This is a genomic window from Bacillus sp. JZ105 (assembly GCF_053903125.1).
The window spans coordinates 3,020,030-3,039,834 of sequence record NZ_CP096387.1 but is presented as its reverse complement, the minus strand read 5'-3'; the positions used below and the strand labels follow the sequence as shown (position 1 = coordinate 3,039,834).

The window sequence follows — 19,805 nt, the reverse complement described above, 5'->3', positions numbered from 1 at the left end:
ACACCCTTTTTTTCTTACCATTTTAACATACTCTATAAAGATTGTGTTGCGCCCTTAGTCCCGAAGTCACGGATTTTCACATTTGCCTTGTAACGAATGTCTGATTCACTAAAAATTTCATCCCAATGCTTCGCTTCTTTTCGAAAGTCCTTTGGATACGCAATACTCGCTTTTTGAGAAAAACCGCAAATATCTGCTTTGATCTCATGCTGTAATTCCCCAATGAAATCTTTTACGTTTTTCTCTAATCGGCGCTCCACGACACCTTCAATTTCTCGGAGATACTTTTCATTAAATGCATTTTCCCGCTCATTCCAATCCTCAGACAATCTTCCTTCAAGCGCCACTGACACATTAAATTGATATTTTCCGCTCGCTGTTTTATTCGTTTCAATGTTGTGTTTCAGTTTAAAAATCTCAAACGAATAGATGCTGTGATCATATTTAAATTCAATCACTCCGCCTTTTCCCTCCCCAGTCAACAGGTTGTATGACTGCACGGCTAACGGAGAGATGCTGGTGAGAAATCGTCTATTCTTAATAATAGAGGCTCCATCGAGTATTAATTTCCCTTGATCCACACCGACTTTCGGAACAGCAAAAGATACGTTGTTTTGCATAGCAGAAGAAATATCTCCTAATGAAACGGGCTTGAACATACGTATGGTCGATTTTGTATTCGAAGAAAGATCATATAATGTAGAAGAAGCTGGCTGCCCGGCGTCATTGATTTTCAGCAAGTCCCCAGGCTTTTCTGAGGTCATAAAAACGAGGCTTCCTCTCCTCGTTTCATTGTCGCGAATGAATTGATTAATGACGAGGTCGAAATTATTCTCATTGATGAGTTCCTCAGAAAATAAATACACCCTCAGCTGCTGAGCGAAAATCCGGTGACTTTTGAGCGTCGTTGTTCGGAATATTTGATGTACGGAATCACCACTAGTTTCTATAATCTTTGTTGGGTCTTTTACGCTGGATTCTTGTTCAATTTTTTGAGGAACAAGGACTTGCATAGATATTTTAAGCTTATGACCGTCATCTCCTTTATCTAAGCCATAACCAATCGCCATGTTGAGTTCCTCAATATTGGTACTATCCCAGCATCCACTTAATAGAACAAGGGTCATGAATGCAAAGGCCGCCTTCTTTTTCATGCTGCTTTCCGCCTCCTTTTAAAAAACACGATGATAAATAAGAGAAACGGGAGAATACCGAATAAAAGGAAAAATAAATGGTTCACATAGGTTAAATAATTACGCACTGTATCAACATCCTTTGGGAAAACGGCGGCAAAGTAGATGACAATTCCCATCAACGCGAGCACGACTTTTTTAGGTAATTTTGTTAGTTTGGATATCCCCATTGCAGCAAAAAACGTATATCCTACAAAGCTCGTATACAGCTGAACAAGCCATACGATGAGCAAAAAAGATTCAATTCGTTCAATAAAAATCCCCTGTATATCGAACGATTGAAATAAAGCAATCGTCGGCCAAGTCAACGTCGCAGTTTCTTTCACAGTGAACGCACCAACGACAAGAATATAGGTGAAAATATAGATGATCGCAGGAATCAAAAAGCCGATTGCGCCATAAGCAAAGGTGTGTTTTTGCGTGTTCATATAGACAGGCATAAACAGCATCATTTCAATGCCGACAAACGAAATAGCTGATGCATTAAAAGATTTGAAGACAGGGGTGAAGCCCTCGCCTAAAACAGGCCGGAGGTTATCTAACTTAAACTCTTGAACACTGAGTCCGTAAGCAATAAATAAGATAATCAGGGTGACAATGAGGAAAAAAGGGCACAGTCTGGCAAAATCACCAATCCCGCCGACGACAAGATAAAGACCGACCAAAATAAAGCTGATCATTGTCACCGCTACAGGTGTGTTTTGCAGCAAAAAAAACTTCACCATTTCCGACATAGCCCGCACTTCATAGCTGGCAACGCCAAGAAAATAAATAATAATGAGCAGGTTAGCAAGAGCACCGATCCATTTGCCAAGCCCTTCGTTCGTATAATCATAGTAAGAGGAGAAGGGAACTTTTTTCATCATAAGGACATTCGCAAAAATAAACACAATGTAAATGGCACTCATGAGTAAGAGTGCAATCCAGCCGTCAGGTGTAGTTGCAGCCTGTGCCATTGCTCTTGGCAGAATCATCATACTTGCACCTAATGTTGTATTGGCAATGATGGCACTTGCCTGATAGCTGGTGATCGACTCTTTATGATTGACCATATCGTTCTCCTTTCTTTTGATTTTTTAAAGGCAATCGAATGATGGAATTGTCTTCGTTTTTATAGCTGAACACAAAATCTGGTGAGAAATAAGGCGCCCCAAAACTTTTTTGCCGTGTTAAATGAGTAAGGAGAACGAGCATGAACAGCACAATCCCATATAAACCAAAGGTAGCTGCTGTAAACATGGACACAAACCGGAGCACGCGGAACGACATGCCCATCCCATATTGCGGGACAGTGAATGATGCAAGGGCAATCACACTGACGATAATCACCATGATCGAGCTCACAATATGAGCCTGAACGGCCGCCTGTCCGATGACAACTCCGCCTACAAGTCCAATCGTTTGCCCGAGCGGATTTGGCAGCCTTAAACCGGCTTCCCGCAGCAGTTCAATCGTTATCTCCATGATCAGTGCCTCCACAATAGGCGGAAAGGGGACATTTTCTCTAGTACTTGAGATTGAAATAGCAAGAGGTGTTGGTAAAAGCCCTTGATGGAAGGACACAAGCGCAATATAAATGGCTGATAAAAATAATGTCAGGAAAATAGAGGTAAACCGCAGCATCCGAATGAGAGAGGCAGCGATCCACCTTTCATAATAATCATCAGGTGATTGCATAATCGTCGCGAGAGAAGCAGGTACAATTAACACAAAAGGTGAATGGTCAACAAAAATGGCGACACGTCCATTATTTAAAGCAGATGCCACTTTATCGGGCCGTTCTGTGTTTTGTATTTGCGGGAAAGGAGAGTACACATTGTCCTCAATCAGTTCCTCAAGAACACCGGAATCTTGTATATCATCAATAGTGACTTGCTTGAGCCGTTTTTTCACTTCTTTTAAAACAGACGATTGAACTATACCGTCAATGTACATGATGGTCACTTGGGTGTACTTTTTTTGACCAATCTTCATGTCGACAGTTTTAAGATCGGGATTTTTCAAGCGCTGTCTTACAAGAGCTAAGTTCGTATCTAAATCTTCAATAAAGCCAATTTTCGGCCCTCTCACAACTGTTTCAGAGGTCGCATCCCCTATACTGCGTTTCTTCGTTCCGTGCGTTTCTAAAATATACGCATGAAGAAATCCGTTAATCAGTACGACGCAATGTCCTTCAAAAATCGCATCGACCAATTCTTCGGTGGTCTTCACCGAACGGGTGGTCATCATCGATAAATTGGATTCCAGCTTCTCTTTTGTGAGAGACGTATGATCTTGGAGAAGCAGCTTTAAAAAGGTTTGAATCTCCATCTTTTCGTTCATTTCTTTTATGTATAAACAGTAAACCACCTGTCCGTGAGGCAGCGTTTTTTTCTCATGGACCAAATCGTCCATTTCCTTTAATTGTGGAAGGATGACGGAGAGATTATCATATAAGTGTTCTTTTAATGGAGTTTGATTCATTTGGATCACCCGCCTCAAATCTTTTTCTTAGCATTACCTGCTTGAAAAAACAATATTCTGTGTTACATTATTTTGTGGTAAAAGAAAGAATGAGGGTTTTGGAGGAAAGAAGATGGCACAGATTCGTTTAGCAGGAACAAAAGAGGAGATCGACCGTATTCTACAGTCGTTTGACAAGCATTATGAGGTGACGTATACATCAAAGGATTACGGAAAAACGAACCCAAAATACAAATATTCGAAGGATGTTCGGGTTTATATTGAACTAAAATTAAAATAAAGATAAAATTTTAATTGAAAACGCTTAAAGGATTTTCGTTTTTTGTATAGAATAGAGTTGAGTGATGAGAAGCTATGGAGGGATACATAATGACGGAATTTAGAATCGAAAAAGATACAATGGGCGAAATCAAAGTGCCGAAGGACAAGTTCTGGGGTGCACAAACACAACGAAGCAAAGAAAATTTCAAAATCGGTTCTGAGAAAATGCCAAAGGAAGTTGTGAATGCGTTTGCAATTTTGAAACGCAGCACAGCGATTGCGAACGAACGTCTTGGCAACCTTGAAAGCGAAAAAGCAGAAGCTATTGCTGCTGTATGTGATGACATCATCAGCGGAAAGTATGACGAGCATTTCCCGCTTGTTGTTTGGCAGACAGGCAGTGGAACACAAAGTAACATGAATATGAACGAAGTCGTTGCTAATAGAGCAACTGCTTACTTGAAAGATAAAAATAGCGAGTTCAGCATTCACCCGAATGATGACGTTAACCGCAGCCAAAGCTCAAATGATACATTCCCAACGGCTATGCACGTGGCAGCTGTTTTAGCTGTGTACAAAAAATTGCTGCCTGCAATTGACCAGTTAAGAACAACTCTTGATGAGAAAGCAAAAGCGTATCAAGAAATTGTGAAAATCGGCCGTACGCACTTGCAGGATGCAACACCGCTGACAGTTGGCCAAGAGATCAGCGGCTGGGTATACATGCTGGACCGTTCAAAAGAAATGATTCTAGAATCAACTGAAAAAATGAGAGAATTAGCCATTGGCGGAACGGCTGTTGGTACAGGCATTAACGCACATCCTGAGTTCGGTCAATATGTTGCTGAGGAAATCAGCCAGCTGACAGGTCAAACATTCAATTCTTCACCGAACAAATTCCATGCGCTGACAAGCCATGATGAAATTACGTATGCACACGGTGCCTTAAAAGCACTTGCAGCTGATTTAATGAAAATTGCCAATGATGTGAGATGGCTTGCAAGTGGTCCTCGCTGCGGAATTGGTGAATTGATCATTCCTGAAAATGAGCCGGGAAGCTCCATTATGCCAGGAAAAGTCAACCCAACCCAAAGTGAAGCTTTAACCATGATTGCAGCACAAATCATGGGGAATGATGCCACAATCGGTTTTGCGGCAAGCCAAGGAAACTTTGAGCTGAACGTATTTAAGCCAGTCATTATTTACAACTTCCTGCAATCAGTTGAACTGCTTGCTGACGGCATGAACTCATTCCATGACAAGTGTGCAGTTGGAATCGAACCAAACCTTGAAACGATTGAGAAAAACTTGAACAATTCATTGATGCTTGTGACGGCACTAAACCCGCACATTGGATATGAAAATGCAGCGAAAATTGCGAAGCTTGCGCACAAAGAAGGATTAACACTAAAAGAAGCAGCCCTTCAATTAGAGCTGTTAACAGAAGAGCAGTTCGAGCAATTTGTGAAACCAGAAGAAATGGTGACACCAAAAGCAAAATAAGAAACCAGGGGCGGCTGCCCCTGGTTTTTTTCATTAAAAATATGTGTGTTTACAAATGATCCTCTTTCAAAATGCGCAAAAGAGATTCAGAGTTGGTTTGAAGCGGCGCGTATAATTTCAATTGGTACAGCATGCCTTTTACGATGACTTGTCTTGGTTTTTGTTTGTTTAATTCATTTTCCAAAATGCCAAGCGCTTCAAATAACTCGGGCTCGTCTTTCACTTCATAGTGTGATTCAGCCAGCTCTCTTAATTCCTTTAAAAGAGATTCTGTGAGCGGGTCGAATGACCGTTCATAAATCGGACCAAACCAATCGCTCGCCTGATCTACAGAAATGAGTGGAAGGTCATTTCGCTTCATCATACCGCCCATCAAATCATCGATACGGTGAATCATGGTTGTGGCCAGCTCTTCTGCTTCCAGCTGAAAATCATATAAAATCGCCAGCTCGAAATAAACGTGGCTCATGCCCTCAATCATCAAACATAAATCAGCCATATAAGGAATAGCAGTGTCTCCATATACTTGTTTAAGGTTATCGATGTGAAGCTGGATCGTCGCAAGTCTAATTTGTTTTGCGAGCTGCTGCGTTTCTTGAGTCATAGGAAGCGCTCGATCGCTCAGCTGCATTTTAATAAAATCCTTTTGCTGCAAAATATTATCGTAATAGACAGTGAGCTGTTTGCGGTAGGCTTCTTTTGGTGTGCCGCCCTCTGTTTGAACCTCATGAATCCGGGTAAATACCTTATCGTAATAGTAATGAAGGATCGAAATGAGCAGTGCTTCCTTCGATTTAAAATAAAGGTAAAAAGCACCCTTTGACATGTGGCATTCATCCGCAATTTCCTGAACAGACGTTGTATTGTAGCCTTTGCTGGCAAATAATTTCATGCCAGCCTCAATGATCATTTTTTCTTTCTTTTTCAATATGAATGTCATCCTTTCTTACCGAGAGACAAATGTCTTAGGAAACGTACGCGAAGAGATGTGACTTATCGGTCATAAATGACGAAAGTTTTCAAAAATTAATCAGATTGTAACTTGTTTTTTACAGTGTAATTCTTTATATTATAAAGTAAGGTGACCAACTGGTCAAAATATGCGAAAGGATGATGTTCCATGAGAGAAATCGATGACATGATTAGACGTTTGCGAACAAAAGGGATTCAAGTAGAAAAAGTCAAAATGCCGAAAGAGACAACCATTGAAAAGAAATGGATGTATCAAGCTGGCAAAAAAATCAAAGCCACATACCGTGATTTCAATGGGTATTCATTCATTTAAAAAAGACTGCGGTCAAAAACCTACAGTCTCTTCTTTGGAACCATAATTGTATAACGTACACCTAGATCATCATTTTCAATAGATATGGATGCCTGATGCATTGAAAGAATTCTTTTGACAATGCTTAATCCAATACCGAATTCGCCCTTTTTTCCCTTACTAAAAGGTTCGTATAGGTTGGACAGCATATGTTCTTCAATTGGAGGACCGTCATTACGAATGACAATGCGGATTTGATCCTCTTCCTGTTTCATCTGAATATCAATCTTACTTTTTGCGTAGCGAAGTTGATTTTCTAGTACATTCTCAAATAATTTGCTCCATTGTTCTGGATCGCCTTCAAGAGCAGCCTCATCATCTAAGTCCACGTTCCACTGCAATTCATTTTTCGACCAGCGTATTCGGTCGACCACTTCCAGCATCGTATTACTGAGTAGGAAGGAAGAATGTGCGGGATGTTGTTTAGATAAATAATCAAGCTTTGTTAAGTACAGCAGATCCTTGATTTTCTTCTCAAGCTTTTCCGCTTCACCTTCAATGACTTCCACCGTTTGTTCAAGATCTCCCTTAGGAAAAATACCATCTTTAATGGACTGCGTGTAGCCGCGGATGACCATGACAGGTGTTTTTAAGTCATGTGAAATATTCTGCAAAAGTGTCCGTTCTGTTTCATCTTTTTGAATGAGTTTTTTTCTCATTTCTTCAATGGTATGACCAAGTTTGCCAATTTCATCTTGCCGGTCAACGATGACAGGATCGTCCCAGTCCTCTTGTGCAATCCGTTTGACGTGCTTTTCAAACGCAACGATTGGTCGGGATAGATAGCGGGCAAGCCAAATCGATGGAATCCAGCTTAGTAAAATAACAGTGCCTAAGATAAAGATCAGCTGTTTAAACAGCGTAAAGGACAGGTCGTCTCGATAAGAATCTGGTGCATAGGACAGAAGAATATACGGTGTATTGCCTGATGATACTTTTTTGATGACAAAAAAGATATGCTGGCCGTTCACCTCTTCAGAATACCGTTTCGTTGCGGTTTTTTGTTTTTTCACAAACGATTGGATTTTCTCAATAAAGGCATGCGGGAAAAACTGCGCCATTTGATCTAATTCATCTGATGGGATCAAAATGTGCTGCACGGAGCGGTTTTCCGGTGTCGATTTTGGCGAGCCGTCTCGGTTCAATGGATATTCTGTCAGCACTTGCTGTTCATTTTCGATATTTTTATAAATTTCATTTGTGAAGAAGTCACGTAATGTATTGGAAAATAGAATAATCAGGACAATGGAAATGGTGAGCAAAATGCCAGAGATCACAGCCCAAATTTGAAAAGCGAGCGGTTTGTTCTTCATCCTTTAAGCATCCTATAGCCAAATCCATAGATGGTCTCGACCTTTAAGTCGGGCATTTTTTTGCGCAGCCGTCTGACAAGGTCATCAACCACACGATCTGTCCCGAAGTAATCGTGCCCCCAAATCTTGACGAGGATATCTTCACGAGAAAAAGCATGTCCCTGGTGATGTGTAAATAAAAGCAGCAAGTCAAATTCCTTAGAAGTTAAGTTAATGAGCTGCCCCTCTTCATAGACCTCTCTTACATCCTCATGAATGACATAAGAAGAAACTGAAGTGACGCTTTGCTGCTGCGGGGTATCGCTGTTTTTATACACAAGCTCCAGCAGCTTTTGAACCCGAATGATCAGCTCACGAGGAAGAAACGGCTTCGCAATATAATCACTGCTTCCCAGCTCTAAACCGAGGACACGATCGATATCTGCATCACGTGCTGAAATGAAAATGACCGGTACGTCAGGTGATGCGGCTTTAATTTCTTTTATGAGGGTATAGCCGTCTGTATCAGGCAGCATGATATCTAAAATCCATAGATGTGGCGGCTTGTTTATGGCCTCGCGTGCCGCTTCTCCGGTTAAAAAAGAGGAGACATTCCAATCTTCACTCTCTAAATATTTGGTTAACAGTTCATTTAAATTTTGTTCATCTTCAACTAAATAAATGGTGTACGACAAAGTCTTCCACATCCTCTCAACGTCATTATAACGGGAGACGAATGCGGCATGTCAACAATCACACGCTTTTTTCACAATTTCACATATTCTTCTCATCATTATCCCATAATGTTTGATTATGATAAGGTCAAGGGAAAAAAGGGCATAGACAAAAGGCGGATGAATAGGTGCTTTTCATCAATGTGCGCACCTTGCTTTTTTTCTATGAATAAGTATTATATAATTTGACATATTGCCATAAAGTATTTTTCAATGATCTTTCCATTAAGAGGACCTGAGTCCTATCTAGACATATGAATGAAACATGATGTAAAGGAGTGCAAGCGATGGATTTCCGAAGAGAAGATGAAGAGAATAAGATGAATCATCCAGAAAATCAAGACAATGAAATGAATCATCAAAAAGATACCCAACAAGAGAATGAGAAACAAATAGACGCACCAGAAAAAGAGAAGGAACTCGTTTTTCACCAGCATGAAAATGAAGCATCTGCCTCGCAGGAGAGTGTGACAAAGCATTCTCCTCAAATGGGGGATGACCGTGCGTCGAAAAAAGAGAAAAAACGGAAGGCGGCATGGCTCAGCCCAATTCTTGGAGGAATTATTGGCGGGGGTCTTGTACTTGGCATTACACCGCTTTTGCCGCAGTCACAGGATACAGCTGCCAACACGCAAACGCAGACCGCATCAAGCGAGCCGGCAGCCTCAGATAATTTCTCGACAAAACAAATTACCAATGCCACAAATGTGGCTGATATGGTAGAAGATTTAGAGCCCACTATTGTAGGGGTCTCAAACTATCAATCTACACAAAATTCGTTTGGCTTGAGCGGTGATCAAACAGAAGCTGAAGCTGGAACAGGCTCTGGTGTCATCTTCAAAAAAGATGGCAAAAAAGCGTACATTATTACAAATAACCACGTTGTCGAAGGGGCCAATAAAATCAAGGTCACCCTTTATGATGGAAAAACAAAAGACGCAAAGCTTGTCGGCAGTGATGTCATGACCGACTTAGCCGTTGTTGAAATGAACGCAGACGGCATTGATAAAGTGGCAAGCTTTGGTGATTCTTCTAAGCTTCGTGCTGGAGATAAAGTCATTGCCATTGGGAATCCGCTCGGTGCACAGTTCTCAGGTACTGTGACAGAAGGAATCATTAGTGGTCTTGATCGTACCGTAGAAGCAAATACGTCATCTGGTACGGTGGAGATGAATGTACTGCAAACAGATGCAGCGATTAACCCAGGAAACAGCGGGGGGCCACTGATCAATACAGATGGTCAAGTCATTGGCATTAACAGCTTGAAAATCAGCGAAAGCGGTGTGGAATCACTCGGATTTGCGATCCCAAGTAACGATGTCAAACCGATTGTAGATGAGCTGTTGAAAAATGGAAAAGTCGAACGTCCATACCTTGGCGTACAAATGATTGACCTTGAGCAAGTGCCTGAGACGTATCAGGAAAATACGCTCGGCTTATTTGATAAACAAATCGGCAAAGGCATTTACGTAAAGGATGTTTCAAAAGGTTCACCTGCTCAAAAAGCAGGCTTGAAATCTGGAGATGTCATCATTAAGTTCAAAGGAAAAGACGTAGTGAACAGCTCTCAGCTGAAAGAAATTCTTTACAAAGAAACAAAAGTCGGCGATAAAACCACAATGACTGTCATCCGTGAAGGAAAGAATAAAAATCTAGATATTACCCTTGGACAGTCAGATAGCGAATAAATGAAAAAACAGGTGGATGTCAACATGTCCACCTGTTTTTTTTGTGCTTATTTTTTTGAAAGTGTACGTAGTATGATCTGTTCCCACATGTTCCACGGCAGAAGCTGCTTTGCTGTGAATGAAAGTCGTACACCTTTTCCAACAAGATATCTCAGCCGTTTCAGCCGTCTCTTTTCTGCTAAACGTACAACAAGCTCTGCTACTTCACGAGGATCTCCATAGTTGGATTTCTGGGCATCAATATGGGCCATCATCTTTTGATAGAGTTTTGTATATTTCGATCCTTCTGCTGGCTGAATCATTTGTTCGTTCATGGAAGTGTTCCAAATATTCGTCTGGAAAGAGCCTGGCTCGATCAAGGCCGCCTGTATACCGAACGAAGCCAGTTCAATCCGCAAGCTTTCTGTATAGCCTTCCAACGCAAACTTAGATGATACATAGGGAGAAAGTGCAGGCATTCCCATTAATCCGCTGATACTGCTCATATTGAAAATCTTTGCACCACTCGTCATAAACGGCAGCACGGCTTGGGTCATTTCCATCACACCGAAGACATTCACTTCAAATTGCTGGCGGTACGTGTCAACAGGAACCTCCTCCGCAAAACCAGCAAAGGCTGTTCCCGCATTGTTCACAAGCAGGGTAATGGGTGCGTAGGCATGAAGTTTCTTCTGAAATGCTTGGATCGACTGCGTATCAGTCACATCTAACGCTTCAATATGTATCATGCCTGATAAAGAGGCTTGCTCGATTTCTTCAGCGAGCTTTTTTGCATTGTTTTCCTGTCTGACGCCGGCAATCACTGTATAGCCCCGCTTTGCGAGACGCATCGTGATGAGCTTGCCAAAGCCGCTATTGGCACCAGTTACAATGGCTGTTCTTTTCATCATCCGGTTCTCCTTTTTGTTTCAATTTATCATAGTGGGCTGTTTTATTGAATAACAAAAAGGAGCCTGGAGAAGAATAAAAAGCGATGCTGTGAAATAGGAGGAAACACATGATGTGTTGGAAGAAGGCGGGACGAATAGGAGTGCTGCTCTTTATGCTGTCCGGCTGTCAATCAGTTGAACCGTTACAACAAACACATGAAGCAGAAGCAGAAAGTCTGTCAGCTGTTCAAATGAAGGAACTGCCATTTCAGCATGTGCATCTGCTTGTCCAATATGGACAGAAAAACGAATTATACGAAGCAACCTACCGTCAGGCAAGAGGCAAAGAGGAAGCAATCATTCGTGATCATATGAATGGAGCCCGCTATGAAGGAGAAGAAGCTTTGCGCGAGATGAAGATGAAGCTGAATGATATGTCGATTCCTAGTGCAAAGATCAATGAAGCGTATGTAAATGAACTATTAACTGCTTTTAATTTAGATGATGATTATCAGCGGATTCAGATCGATTTAAAGCTCGAGGATGGGACCAAACGTACATTCCAAAGGAAGAAATAAACGAGACTTTCTCATTTTTTAATTGAAAATGATTTTCAAGATCACTTAAATCTGATACACTAAATTGAGATAAGTGATCTTTTACGTCTGTACATAGACGATATTTCATATAAAAATTTGGATGAGAAAAGGAGCGTTTGAGCGGAATGAGTGCCATTTCTACTGAAGGTTTAAGCTTAGGCTACGGAGAAACAATGATCATCGATGAACTAAATGTATCAATCCCTAAGGGTGAAATCACAGTATTTATTGGCAGTAATGGATGTGGTAAATCCACGCTACTGCGCTCTTTGGCCCGTCTCATGAAGCCAATGGGTGGTTCTGTCCTGCTTGAAGGTCATTCCATTGCAAAATTACCAACAAAAGAAGTAGCGAAACAGCTCGCCATTCTTCCACAAGGACCAGAAGCGCCAGAAGGATTAACCGTGCATCAGTTAGTGAAGCAAGGCAGATATCCTTATCAAAATTGGCTGAAGCAGTGGTCGAAGCAAGATGAAGAAGCTGTGAACCGCGCATTGAAGTCAACAAAGATGGAAGATCTTGCTGATCGGACCGTTGATTCATTATCAGGTGGACAAAGGCAGCGTGCATGGATTGCGATGACGCTGGCCCAAGAGACCGATATTATTTTGTTAGATGAGCCGACGACATATTTAGACATGACGCATCAAATCGAAATTTTGGACCTTCTGTTTGATTTAAATGAGAAAGAGCAGCGCACGATTGTGATGGTTCTTCATGATCTCAATCTTGCATGCAGATATGCTCATCATCTTGTCGCGATTAAAGACAAGTCAATCTATGCAGAAGGCAGACCAGAAACAGTGATTAATTGTGATCTCGTGAAAAATGTCTTTGATATGAATTGCCAAGTGACAACAGATCCTTTATTTGGAACACCATTATGTATTCCGCACGGTAGAGGACGCTGTATTGTGCAGCAAGCGCAAGCTGAAACGTTTCTTGCTGCAAGATAATCGTATGTCAAAAGCCTGACATCTGTGTCTCACAGAGTCAGGCTTTTTTCTGAAAAAGGAGCGGAATATCAATGGGAAATGAATTAGATGAAAAGCTGGAAGGCTTGCTTGATAAATATACAGAGCTGCTGCTCGGTGAATCAACAGACGAGCTGAAACAAGATGTGAAACAATGGGTGATCTACTCCCATATCGCAAAAAGCATGCCGCCGCTAGCAAAGCATTTCAATGAAACGTATCCAGAAGCAAAAGAAGAAATCAAACACACGATTCAACGAATCAAACAGTTGAACGAAGCTCACCGTGCCAATAAAGACCGTTAAAAAACTGCCAGCAGCGTGTAGACAAACCCTCGCATTCTTTGTCAGTCCTGTGCGCTGGTGCTCACGAATGTTCAATTCGCTCCGCAAAAGTAGCCGTTCTTCCTAGACTGCAAAGGTTTTCTATCACGCTGAAAAGAAGACAAAGGGCTAAAATAAAAATCATTTTAGCCCTTTATCAACAATTGACTGCCAGCTCTAGACTGGCAGTTTTTTTCTTATGACATTTGTGATGAACCGTACGGAGATTGATCTGTCAGTGTTTGCTGGAACTTCTGGTGTGCCTGCTGGAGCTTTTGCTGATCAGCGGCTTCAACAGAATACCAGCCATATCGGAACATGACATCATATAAATGTCTTTGTGTTTTCTGTGTTTCCAGTGCAATTCGCTGAATATCCTGATAAAGAGATTCATGACTGAATTCATTGAGCGCTGTGTTGTATCCACTTGTCATATATTTTTCAGTCGACAAGAGATCTGTGACAAAATCACGATCGTTCATGTTGGTTGTTGTGGGAACCGGAGTTTGTGGATTCCCGATTTTTTGTTGGTTTTGCTGTTCCATGTTTTTTCCTCCTATTGCATAAAGCCAGTAGACTGGCCTTGCCCTGAGCTGCCTAAATGCTGAAGAATTTGTGTGTAATGCTGATGATGCATTTGCCCAACTTGATTTAATTCTTGTTTCAATGTTTGGTCCTGGCAATGCTCGGCCATAAAATGAGCCTTTTTCATGGCGATCAAGTTCCAGTTGAGCATATCCTCTAAGTACAAGGAATCCTTCACTGATATGACTTCTGGGGGCATATTCATTTGCTGATTGTTCAACTTGTGTTCCTCCTTACGAATTTTTTCCTTACTGATTCTTTTTATATTGCTGATTTTGACTGGTTTTTTTCCCGCCTAGGTCTGCTTCCTGTGATGGACCTGCGTTTCCTTTTACACTTGCAGCACTAACGCCTGCTTTCGTTGGGTTTTTCTTCAAACGAGACATGTGGACATCACCTCCATTCTTACAATTCCCTCTCATCTTTAATTCATACGCCGCAAAATAAGGCACACGAGAATGTGTAAATTTTTGAAATCTGCTATTGAACTGTTTCGGAAAATCTTTTAAGATAAAGAAAGAGGCATTGCTTTTTTTTGGACAAAAAATGAATGACTGTTCATTCAAAATGTTTAGGGGGATATTTATGGGCAAACATATTCGCAAGGCGGCTGTCATTGGTTCAGGTGTCATGGGCTCAGGCATTGCTGCACATTTAGCCAATATTGGGATACCAGTTACACTGCTAGATATTGTGCCAAATGAACTGACAAAGGAAGAAACGGCGAAAAAGCGGACGCTTGATCACCCTAGTGTTCGGAATCGATTAAGTCAAGAAGCGATGAAAAAATTGTTAAAGCAAAAGCCAGCACCTCTTACTTCAGCAAAAAACCTATCATACATCACACCGGGAAATCTCACAGACCACCTTTCCTTATTACACGATGCTGACTGGATCATTGAAGTCGTCACTGAAAAGCTCAGCATCAAAAAGCACGTATTCTCTCTCATCGACGAACACCGCAAAGAAGGAAGCATCGTATCAAGCAATACATCCGGTATTTCAGTTGAAAAAATGGCAGAAGGCCGATCAGATGATTTTAAACGCCATTTTTTAGGCACACATTTTTTTAACCCAGCTCGTTATTTAAAGCTCTTAGAAATCATTCCTATTCAAGAAACCGATCCAGAAGTACTGTCATTTATGAAAACATTTGGCGAGGATGTACTCGGCAAAGGTGTGGTTGAAGCAAAGGACACACCGAACTTTATTGCAAACCGCATTGGCACTTATGGACTTCTTGTCACAGTGCGTGAAATGCTTGAGAACAAATACACCATCGGAGAAGTGGATTCTGTCACAGGACCTCTCATTGGAAGACCGAAAAGTGCGACCTTCCGTACACTGGATGTAGTGGGACTCGACACGTTTTCTCATGTGGCACGAAACGTATATGAACAGGTAGAAGGAAAGGAAAAAGAGATTTTTCAGCTGCCTGAGTTTATTGAAAGAATGCTCGAAAAAGGATGGATTGGCAGCAAGGCAGGCCAAGGTTTTTATCAAAAAAATGGGAAGGTCATTTTAGAGCTTGACCCAGTGACGCTCACATATGGAGAACGCACAAAGCTAAAAGATCCAGGCATTGAAATGGCGAAACAGCAAAAGGGTGCAAAAGCAAAGTTGAAAGCGCTTATTTATCAGGATGGCCGTGCAGGGCAACTACTTTGGAATATGACAGCGCCCGTACTTCTTTATTCAGCTCATCTAAAAGGTGAAATTGCGGATGATATTCAGTCTATCGATAACGCCATGAAATGGGGATTCGGCTGGCAGCACGGTCCATTTGAGCTGTGGGATGCAATAGGTGTCAAAAAAGCTGCCGAACGCATGGAAGCAGAAGGCCATAGTATTCCAGCATGGGTGCAAGACATGCTGTCAAAAGGACACGAGACATTCTATCAAGAGAATGCTAATGGAGAGCGTGCGTTTTATCATAACGGGGCTTATGAACAGGAAAAAGGAAACGACAAACATATATCTTTAGCTAGATTGAAAAAGAAACACGACGTCATCTTCAAAAATTCTGGTGCGAGCCTGATCGATATTGGTGATGATGTCGCCTTGCTCGAATTTCATTCTAAAAGCAATGCCATTGGACTAGATGTCATTGATATGATCAATCGCGCTGTTGATGAGACGGAAAAGAATTATAAAGGGCTTGTCATCGGAAACCAAGGGAAGAACTTCTGTGTTGGCGCAAACCTTGCCCTGATTTTAATGGAGGCACAGGATGACAATTTCTTTGAAATTGACTTTGTGATCAGACGCTTCCAGCAGGCAATGATGAAGGTGAAATATAGCAATCGCCCAGTCGTAGCCGCACCATTTGGGATGACATTAGGAGGCGGAACAGAAGTTTGTCTGCCGGCAGCAGCTATTCAGGCGTCCAGCGAAACTTACATGGGACTTGTGGAAGCGGGAGTTGGACTGATTCCAGGAGGCGGCGGAAACAAAGAGTTATATCTTCGTCACCTGCAAGGATCAGCGAAGCCGTCGCAGACGGCTATACAGGATGCCACGCTGAAAACATTTGAAACAATTGCAATGGCAAAAGTATCGACTTCAGCTGAGGATGCGCGGGATATGAACATGCTCCGCGTGAGTGACCGTTTCAGTATGAACGGCGATCACCTGATCTATGATGCAAAACAACTGGTGCTCTCTCTTGATGAAGCCGGTTATCGTGCGCCGCTCAAGCAAAAGGTGCCGGTCATGGGAGAAACAGGATATGCAGCGATGATTTTGGCTGCTGAAAATATGAGACTGTCAGGATACATTTCAGAACATGACATGACCATTGTAAAAAAATTAGCTCATGTCATTTCCGGCGGGAAACTGCCATTTGGAACAGAGGTAGAGGAGCAATACTTATTAGAGCTTGAAAGAGAAGCCTTTTTAAGTCTTGTAGGAGAAGTGAAATCACAGGCACGTATGCAGCACATGCTCGTCAAAGGAAAACCTTTACGTAACTAAGGGGGAGTCAAAATGAGAGAAGCAGTCATTGTCGCTGGCGCAAGAACACCAGTAGGGAAGGCGAAAAAAGGATCGTTAAAACATGTCCGGCCTGATGATATGGGCGCATTATGTGTAAAAGAAACGTTAAAGCGTGCCGGTGAATACGACGGTCAAATAGATGATTTGATCATTGGCTGTGCAACGCCAGAAGCAGAGCAGGGGTTAAATGTGGCCCGGAATATTGGGGCATTAGCGGGACTGCCTTATACGGTACCTGCCATCACCATAAACCGTTACTGCTCGTCTGGTCTTCAATCTATCGCTTATGCGGGTGAACGTATTATGCTCGGGCAGGCAGACACGATTTTAGCCGGAGGAGTCGAATCGATGTCGCAGGTGCCGATGATGGGGCATTCCATTCGTCCAAATGCTCTCTTGGCAGAGCAAGCACCTGAATACTATATGAGCATGGGGCACACGGCAGAGCAAGTGGCGCAAAAGTATCAGGTCACACGTCAAGATCAGGACGCCTTTGCGGTGAGGAGTCATCAAAAGGCAGCAAAGGCACTTCAAGAAGGGAAATTTTCAGATGAAATTGTGCCTGTTGATGTAACAGAGCGACGAGTAGGAGAGCAATATCAATTAGAAGAGCATCAATTCACGTTCTCACAGGATGAAGGTGTGAGAGCAGGCACAACGGAGGAGATTCTTTCCACATTGCGTCCAGCCTTCTCAACAAAAGGCACGGTGACCGCAGGGAATTCGTCTCAAACAAGTGACGGGGCTGCGTGTGTGATGATGATGGACCGTGAGAAAGCATCCTCACTTTCTCTTCAGCCGCTCGCTAAATTCAGAGCATTTGCTGTTGGCGGTGTACCGCCTGAAGTGATGGGTATCGGTCCGGTTGAAGCCATTCCGCGTGCGCTGAAAATCGCTGGACTTGAGCTGAAGGATATTGGCCTGTTTGAATTGAATGAAGCGTTTGCTTCTCAGGCAATTCAAGTCATTCGTCATTTAGGAATTGATGAGGAAAAGGTGAATGTCAATGGCGGGGCAATTGCGCTCGGACATCCGCTCGGCTGTACAGGAACGAAACTAACGCTGTCACTGATTCATGAAATGAAACGGCGAAACGAGCAATTTGGCATTGTCACAATGTGTATCGGCGGGGGCATGGGAGCAGCAGGCATTTTTGAATTGATCTAAAGGGGGAAATCAGGATGAAAGCATTGGAAGATGTAAAAAAGGGTGGAAGCTTTTTAATTGATGAGACGAATTATGAGCATATTTTTACACCGGAGGATTTCTCTGATGAACATCAAATGATTGGAAAAACAACAGAGGATTATATTTTACAAGATGTGGTTCCGCATATTGATCAAATTGAAAACCATGAGTTCGAGCATTCGGTCAGGCTTCTCAAAAAGGCTGGTGAACTTGGGCTGCTTGGAGCTGATGTGCCTGAGGAATTCGGCGGGCTTGGATTAGATAAAATCAGTTCAGCTATCATTACTGAAAAATTCGCTCGAGCAGGAAGCTTCTCACTTTCCTATGGTGCTCATGTCGGTATTGGTTCTCTGCCGATCGTGCTCTTCGGGAATCAAGCGCAAAAGGAAGCGTACCTGCCTGGACTCGCCACTGGTGAAACCATTGCGGCGTACGCACTCACTGAGCCTGGATCAGGCTCTGACGCTCTTGGAGCAAAAACAACGGCAGTTCTGAATGAAGCAGGTACCCATTATGTCCTCAATGGAGAAAAGCAGTGGATCACAAACTCCGCATTTGCCGATGTCTTTGTTGTGTATGCGAAGATTGATGGTGAACACTTCTCTGCTTTTATCGTCGAAAAGGATTTTCCAGGTGTCAAAACGGGGCCTGAAGAGAAAAAGATGGGTATTAAAGGATCATCGACAAGAACATTGATTCTTGAAGATGCCCAAGTACCGAAGGAGAATTTGCTCGGTGAAGCTGGCAGAGGTCATGTGATTGCGTTTAACATTTTGAATATTGGGCGCTATAAGCTGGCAGTCGGCACAATCGGTGCATCAAAGCGCGTCATTCAATTGTCGGCAGAATATGCGAACCAGCGTAAGCAGTTCAAAACACCAATTTCTCGATTCAGCTTAATTGGTGAAAAAGCAGCCAATATGTCAGCAAAGCTCTATGCGATGGAAAGTGCTGTTTACCGTACGGTTGGATTATTTGAACAGCGGATGGGCCTCTTAAGTGATGAAGAGCAAAAAGACGGCAAACAAATTGCCCAATCCATTGCGGAATATGCGATTGAATGTTCTCTCTGTAAAGTGCTTGGCTCTGAAACGTTAGATTATATTGTGGATGAAGGCGTGCAGATTCACGGCGGATATGGATTCATGCAAGAATACGAGGTCGAAAGAGCCTATCGCGACTCACGAATTAACCGGATTTTTGAAGGGACAAACGAAATCAACCGTTTGCTTGTACCAGGTACATTCTTGAAGAAAGCGATGAAAGGAGAGCTTCCGCTGCTTCAAAAAGCGCAAACCTTACAGGAAGAGCTAATGATGATGATGCCGGAAGAGCCAGGCGATCAGCCGCTCGATCAAGAAAAATATTTGCTCGCCCATGCGAAAAAGATCGCCTTAATGGTGGCTGGTATGGCAGCGATGAAATACGGGAAAGCCTTAGACAAAGAACAAGAAATTCTTGTGAACATAGCCGATATCGTCAATGAAATTTTTGCTGCTGAATCAGCGATTCTGCGTACAGAAAAGGCAATCGCTGCAACAGGGGCAGAAAAGAATGAACAAAAGCTTGCTTACACACAAATTTTCACGCAGGAGGCTTTCTTAAAGATTGAAGCCCATGCAAAAGAATCCTTGATTGCGATGGAGGAAGGAGATTCACTCCGCATGAGCCTGTCAGCCCTTCGCAAGCTGACAAGATTTACGCCGATCAATGTCATCGCCAAAAAGCGCGAAGTGGCAAAACGAATCTTTGAAGCAGAGAAATATATCGTATAAGGACGGCTTAAAAGGTGCGGATATTACTCCGCACCTTTTT

20 protein-coding genes are annotated in these 19,805 nt (G+C 42.5%); 10 read left to right on the top strand and 10 right to left on the bottom strand.

The window, feature by feature from the left end; all coding sequences use genetic code 11:
- Window positions 1-32: 32 nt before the first annotated feature.
- The 3 genes from M1D81_RS15740 to M1D81_RS15730 are packed head-to-tail and all read right to left on the bottom strand — an operon-like array spanning window position 33 to window position 3,656.
- Complete coding sequence (locus M1D81_RS15740) at window positions 33-1,154, bottom strand: Ger(x)C family spore germination protein (RefSeq protein WP_456266424.1); 1,122 nt, start codon at window positions 1,152-1,154, stop codon at window positions 33-35.
- Window positions 1,151-2,245 carry a GerAB/ArcD/ProY family transporter gene (locus tag M1D81_RS15735; protein WP_456266425.1) on the bottom strand — a complete coding sequence of 365 codons (1,095 nt, stop codon included), beginning with the start codon at window positions 2,243-2,245 and terminating at the stop codon, window positions 1,151-1,153. The genes M1D81_RS15740 and M1D81_RS15735 overlap by 4 nt, the downstream gene beginning before the upstream one ends.
- Window positions 2,232-3,656: a spore germination protein gene (locus M1D81_RS15730; protein ID WP_456266426.1), complete on the bottom strand. Its 1,425-nt coding sequence runs from the start codon at window positions 3,654-3,656 to the stop codon at window positions 2,232-2,234. The genes M1D81_RS15735 and M1D81_RS15730 overlap by 14 nt, the downstream gene beginning before the upstream one ends.
- A 112-nt stretch (window positions 3,657-3,768) precedes the next feature.
- Between M1D81_RS15730 and M1D81_RS15725 the strand changes: the two genes are divergently transcribed.
- Together M1D81_RS15725 and fumC are read left to right on the top strand one after the other, a co-directional pair.
- Complete coding sequence (locus M1D81_RS15725) at window positions 3,769-3,936, top strand: YvzF family protein (RefSeq protein WP_003213147.1); 168 nt, start codon at window positions 3,769-3,771, stop codon at window positions 3,934-3,936.
- An 89-nt stretch (window positions 3,937-4,025) separates the two neighbouring features.
- Entirely contained in the window at window positions 4,026-5,420 is a 1,395-nt protein-coding gene (gene fumC, locus M1D81_RS15720) for a class II fumarate hydratase (RefSeq protein ID WP_024423418.1), read from the top strand.
- A gap of 49 nt (window positions 5,421-5,469) precedes the next feature.
- Here fumC and M1D81_RS15715 read toward each other — a convergent pair whose 3' ends face one another.
- Window positions 5,470-6,348, bottom strand: a complete 879-nt coding sequence (locus tag M1D81_RS15715) for a TetR/AcrR family transcriptional regulator (RefSeq protein ID WP_456266427.1) — start codon at window positions 6,346-6,348, stop codon at window positions 5,470-5,472.
- A 192-nt stretch (window positions 6,349-6,540) separates the two neighbouring features.
- Here M1D81_RS15715 and spxO point away from each other — a divergent pair, with 192 nt between their 5' ends.
- The gene (spxO, locus tag M1D81_RS15710) at window positions 6,541-6,705 is read left to right on the top strand and encodes an anti-adapter protein SpxO (RefSeq protein ID WP_003212782.1); all 165 of its coding nucleotides are present in this window, start codon (window positions 6,541-6,543) and stop codon (window positions 6,703-6,705) included.
- Between the two features lie 20 nt (window positions 6,706-6,725).
- On the opposite strand, the gene M1D81_RS15705 is transcribed toward spxO, so the two are convergent.
- Window positions 6,726-8,057: a HAMP domain-containing sensor histidine kinase gene (locus tag M1D81_RS15705; protein ID WP_268479126.1), complete on the bottom strand. Its 1,332-nt coding sequence runs from the start codon at window positions 8,055-8,057 to the stop codon at window positions 6,726-6,728.
- Window positions 8,054-8,731, bottom strand: a complete 678-nt coding sequence (locus M1D81_RS15700; protein ID WP_024423415.1) for a response regulator transcription factor — start codon at window positions 8,729-8,731, stop codon at window positions 8,054-8,056. Before M1D81_RS15700 ends, M1D81_RS15705 begins: the two co-directional genes overlap by 4 nt.
- A 326-nt stretch (window positions 8,732-9,057) precedes the next feature.
- Between M1D81_RS15700 and M1D81_RS15695 the strand changes: the two genes are divergently transcribed.
- On the top strand, window positions 9,058-10,458 hold the full coding sequence (locus tag M1D81_RS15695) for a S1C family serine protease (RefSeq protein WP_456266428.1): 1,401 nt from the start codon (window positions 9,058-9,060) through the stop codon (window positions 10,456-10,458).
- Between the two features lie 47 nt (window positions 10,459-10,505).
- Here M1D81_RS15695 and M1D81_RS15690 read toward each other — a convergent pair whose 3' ends face one another.
- The gene (locus tag M1D81_RS15690) at window positions 10,506-11,345 is read right to left on the bottom strand and encodes an oxidoreductase (RefSeq protein ID WP_216100526.1); all 840 of its coding nucleotides are present in this window, start codon (window positions 11,343-11,345) and stop codon (window positions 10,506-10,508) included.
- Between the two features lie 113 nt (window positions 11,346-11,458).
- Between M1D81_RS15690 and M1D81_RS15685 the strand changes: the two genes are divergently transcribed.
- From M1D81_RS15685 to M1D81_RS15675, 3 genes are all read left to right on the top strand, one after another.
- Entirely contained in the window at window positions 11,459-11,905 is a 447-nt protein-coding gene (locus tag M1D81_RS15685) for a YusW family protein (RefSeq protein ID WP_025094132.1), read from the top strand.
- A gap of 146 nt (window positions 11,906-12,051) precedes the next feature.
- Window positions 12,052-12,882, top strand: coding sequence for an ABC transporter ATP-binding protein (locus tag M1D81_RS15680; protein ID WP_008347057.1), 831 nt, complete (start codon window positions 12,052-12,054; stop codon window positions 12,880-12,882).
- A gap of 71 nt (window positions 12,883-12,953) precedes the next feature.
- The gene (locus M1D81_RS15675; RefSeq protein ID WP_024423411.1) at window positions 12,954-13,205 is read left to right on the top strand and encodes a YusU family protein; all 252 of its coding nucleotides are present in this window, start codon (window positions 12,954-12,956) and stop codon (window positions 13,203-13,205) included.
- A gap of 215 nt (window positions 13,206-13,420) precedes the next feature.
- Here M1D81_RS15675 and M1D81_RS15670 read toward each other — a convergent pair whose 3' ends face one another.
- Genes M1D81_RS15670 through M1D81_RS15660 form a run of 3 tightly spaced genes read right to left on the bottom strand, consistent with a single transcriptional unit; the run spans window position 13,421 to window position 14,194 of the window.
- Window positions 13,421-13,768, bottom strand: coding sequence for a spore coat protein (locus tag M1D81_RS15670; protein ID WP_024423410.1), 348 nt, complete (start codon window positions 13,766-13,768; stop codon window positions 13,421-13,423).
- Window positions 13,769-13,779: 11 nt separating this feature from the next.
- Window positions 13,780-14,013, bottom strand: coding sequence for a hypothetical protein (locus M1D81_RS15665; RefSeq protein WP_224426662.1), 234 nt, complete (start codon window positions 14,011-14,013; stop codon window positions 13,780-13,782).
- Window positions 14,014-14,056: 43 nt separating this feature from the next.
- Entirely contained in the window at window positions 14,057-14,194 is a 138-nt protein-coding gene (locus tag M1D81_RS15660) for a YuzL family protein (RefSeq protein WP_212051145.1), read from the bottom strand.
- A 199-nt stretch (window positions 14,195-14,393) separates the two neighbouring features.
- Here M1D81_RS15660 and M1D81_RS15655 point away from each other — a divergent pair, with 199 nt between their 5' ends.
- Genes M1D81_RS15655 through M1D81_RS15645 form a run of 3 tightly spaced genes read left to right on the top strand, consistent with a single transcriptional unit; the run spans window position 14,394 to window position 19,765 of the window.
- Window positions 14,394-16,781 carry a 3-hydroxyacyl-CoA dehydrogenase NAD-binding domain-containing protein gene (locus M1D81_RS15655; protein ID WP_456266429.1) on the top strand — a complete coding sequence of 796 codons (2,388 nt, stop codon included), beginning with the start codon at window positions 14,394-14,396 and terminating at the stop codon, window positions 16,779-16,781.
- A 12-nt stretch (window positions 16,782-16,793) separates the two neighbouring features.
- The gene (locus M1D81_RS15650) at window positions 16,794-17,969 is read left to right on the top strand and encodes an acetyl-CoA C-acetyltransferase (protein WP_024426007.1); all 1,176 of its coding nucleotides are present in this window, start codon (window positions 16,794-16,796) and stop codon (window positions 17,967-17,969) included.
- A 14-nt stretch (window positions 17,970-17,983) separates the two neighbouring features.
- On the top strand, window positions 17,984-19,765 hold the full coding sequence (locus M1D81_RS15645; RefSeq protein ID WP_224426615.1) for an acyl-CoA dehydrogenase family protein: 1,782 nt from the start codon (window positions 17,984-17,986) through the stop codon (window positions 19,763-19,765).
- Window positions 19,766-19,805: the final 40 nt, after the last annotated feature.

Coding starts and splice junctions, on each gene's coding strand:
- M1D81_RS15665 (WP_224426662.1), bottom strand. CDS start 14,013: ATGAATATGCCCCCAGAAGTCATATCAGTGAAGGATTCCTTGTACTTA.
- M1D81_RS15725 (WP_003213147.1), top strand. CDS start 3,769: ATGGCACAGATTCGTTTAGCAGGAACAAAAGAGGAGATCGACCGTATT.
- fumC (WP_024423418.1), top strand. CDS start 4,026: ATGACGGAATTTAGAATCGAAAAAGATACAATGGGCGAAATCAAAGTG.
- M1D81_RS15740 (WP_456266424.1), bottom strand. CDS start 1,154: ATGAAAAAGAAGGCGGCCTTTGCATTCATGACCCTTGTTCTATTAAGT.
- M1D81_RS15705 (WP_268479126.1), bottom strand. CDS start 8,057: ATGAAGAACAAACCGCTCGCTTTTCAAATTTGGGCTGTGATCTCTGGC.
- M1D81_RS15655 (WP_456266429.1), top strand. CDS start 14,394: ATGGGCAAACATATTCGCAAGGCGGCTGTCATTGGTTCAGGTGTCATG.
- M1D81_RS15695 (WP_456266428.1), top strand. CDS start 9,058: ATGGATTTCCGAAGAGAAGATGAAGAGAATAAGATGAATCATCCAGAA.
- M1D81_RS15670 (WP_024423410.1), bottom strand. CDS start 13,768: ATGGAACAGCAAAACCAACAAAAAATCGGGAATCCACAAACTCCGGTT.
- M1D81_RS15680 (WP_008347057.1), top strand. CDS start 12,052: ATGAGTGCCATTTCTACTGAAGGTTTAAGCTTAGGCTACGGAGAAACA.
- M1D81_RS15685 (WP_025094132.1), top strand. CDS start 11,459: ATGTGTTGGAAGAAGGCGGGACGAATAGGAGTGCTGCTCTTTATGCTG.
- M1D81_RS15730 (WP_456266426.1), bottom strand. CDS start 3,656: ATGAATCAAACTCCATTAAAAGAACACTTATATGATAATCTCTCCGTC.
- M1D81_RS15675 (WP_024423411.1), top strand. CDS start 12,954: ATGGGAAATGAATTAGATGAAAAGCTGGAAGGCTTGCTTGATAAATAT.
- M1D81_RS15690 (WP_216100526.1), bottom strand. CDS start 11,345: ATGAAAAGAACAGCCATTGTAACTGGTGCCAATAGCGGCTTTGGCAAG.
- spxO (WP_003212782.1), top strand. CDS start 6,541: ATGAGAGAAATCGATGACATGATTAGACGTTTGCGAACAAAAGGGATT.
- M1D81_RS15645 (WP_224426615.1), top strand. CDS start 17,984: ATGAAAGCATTGGAAGATGTAAAAAAGGGTGGAAGCTTTTTAATTGAT.
- M1D81_RS15735 (WP_456266425.1), bottom strand. CDS start 2,245: ATGGTCAATCATAAAGAGTCGATCACCAGCTATCAGGCAAGTGCCATC.
- M1D81_RS15660 (WP_212051145.1), bottom strand. CDS start 14,194: ATGTCTCGTTTGAAGAAAAACCCAACGAAAGCAGGCGTTAGTGCTGCA.
- M1D81_RS15650 (WP_024426007.1), top strand. CDS start 16,794: ATGAGAGAAGCAGTCATTGTCGCTGGCGCAAGAACACCAGTAGGGAAG.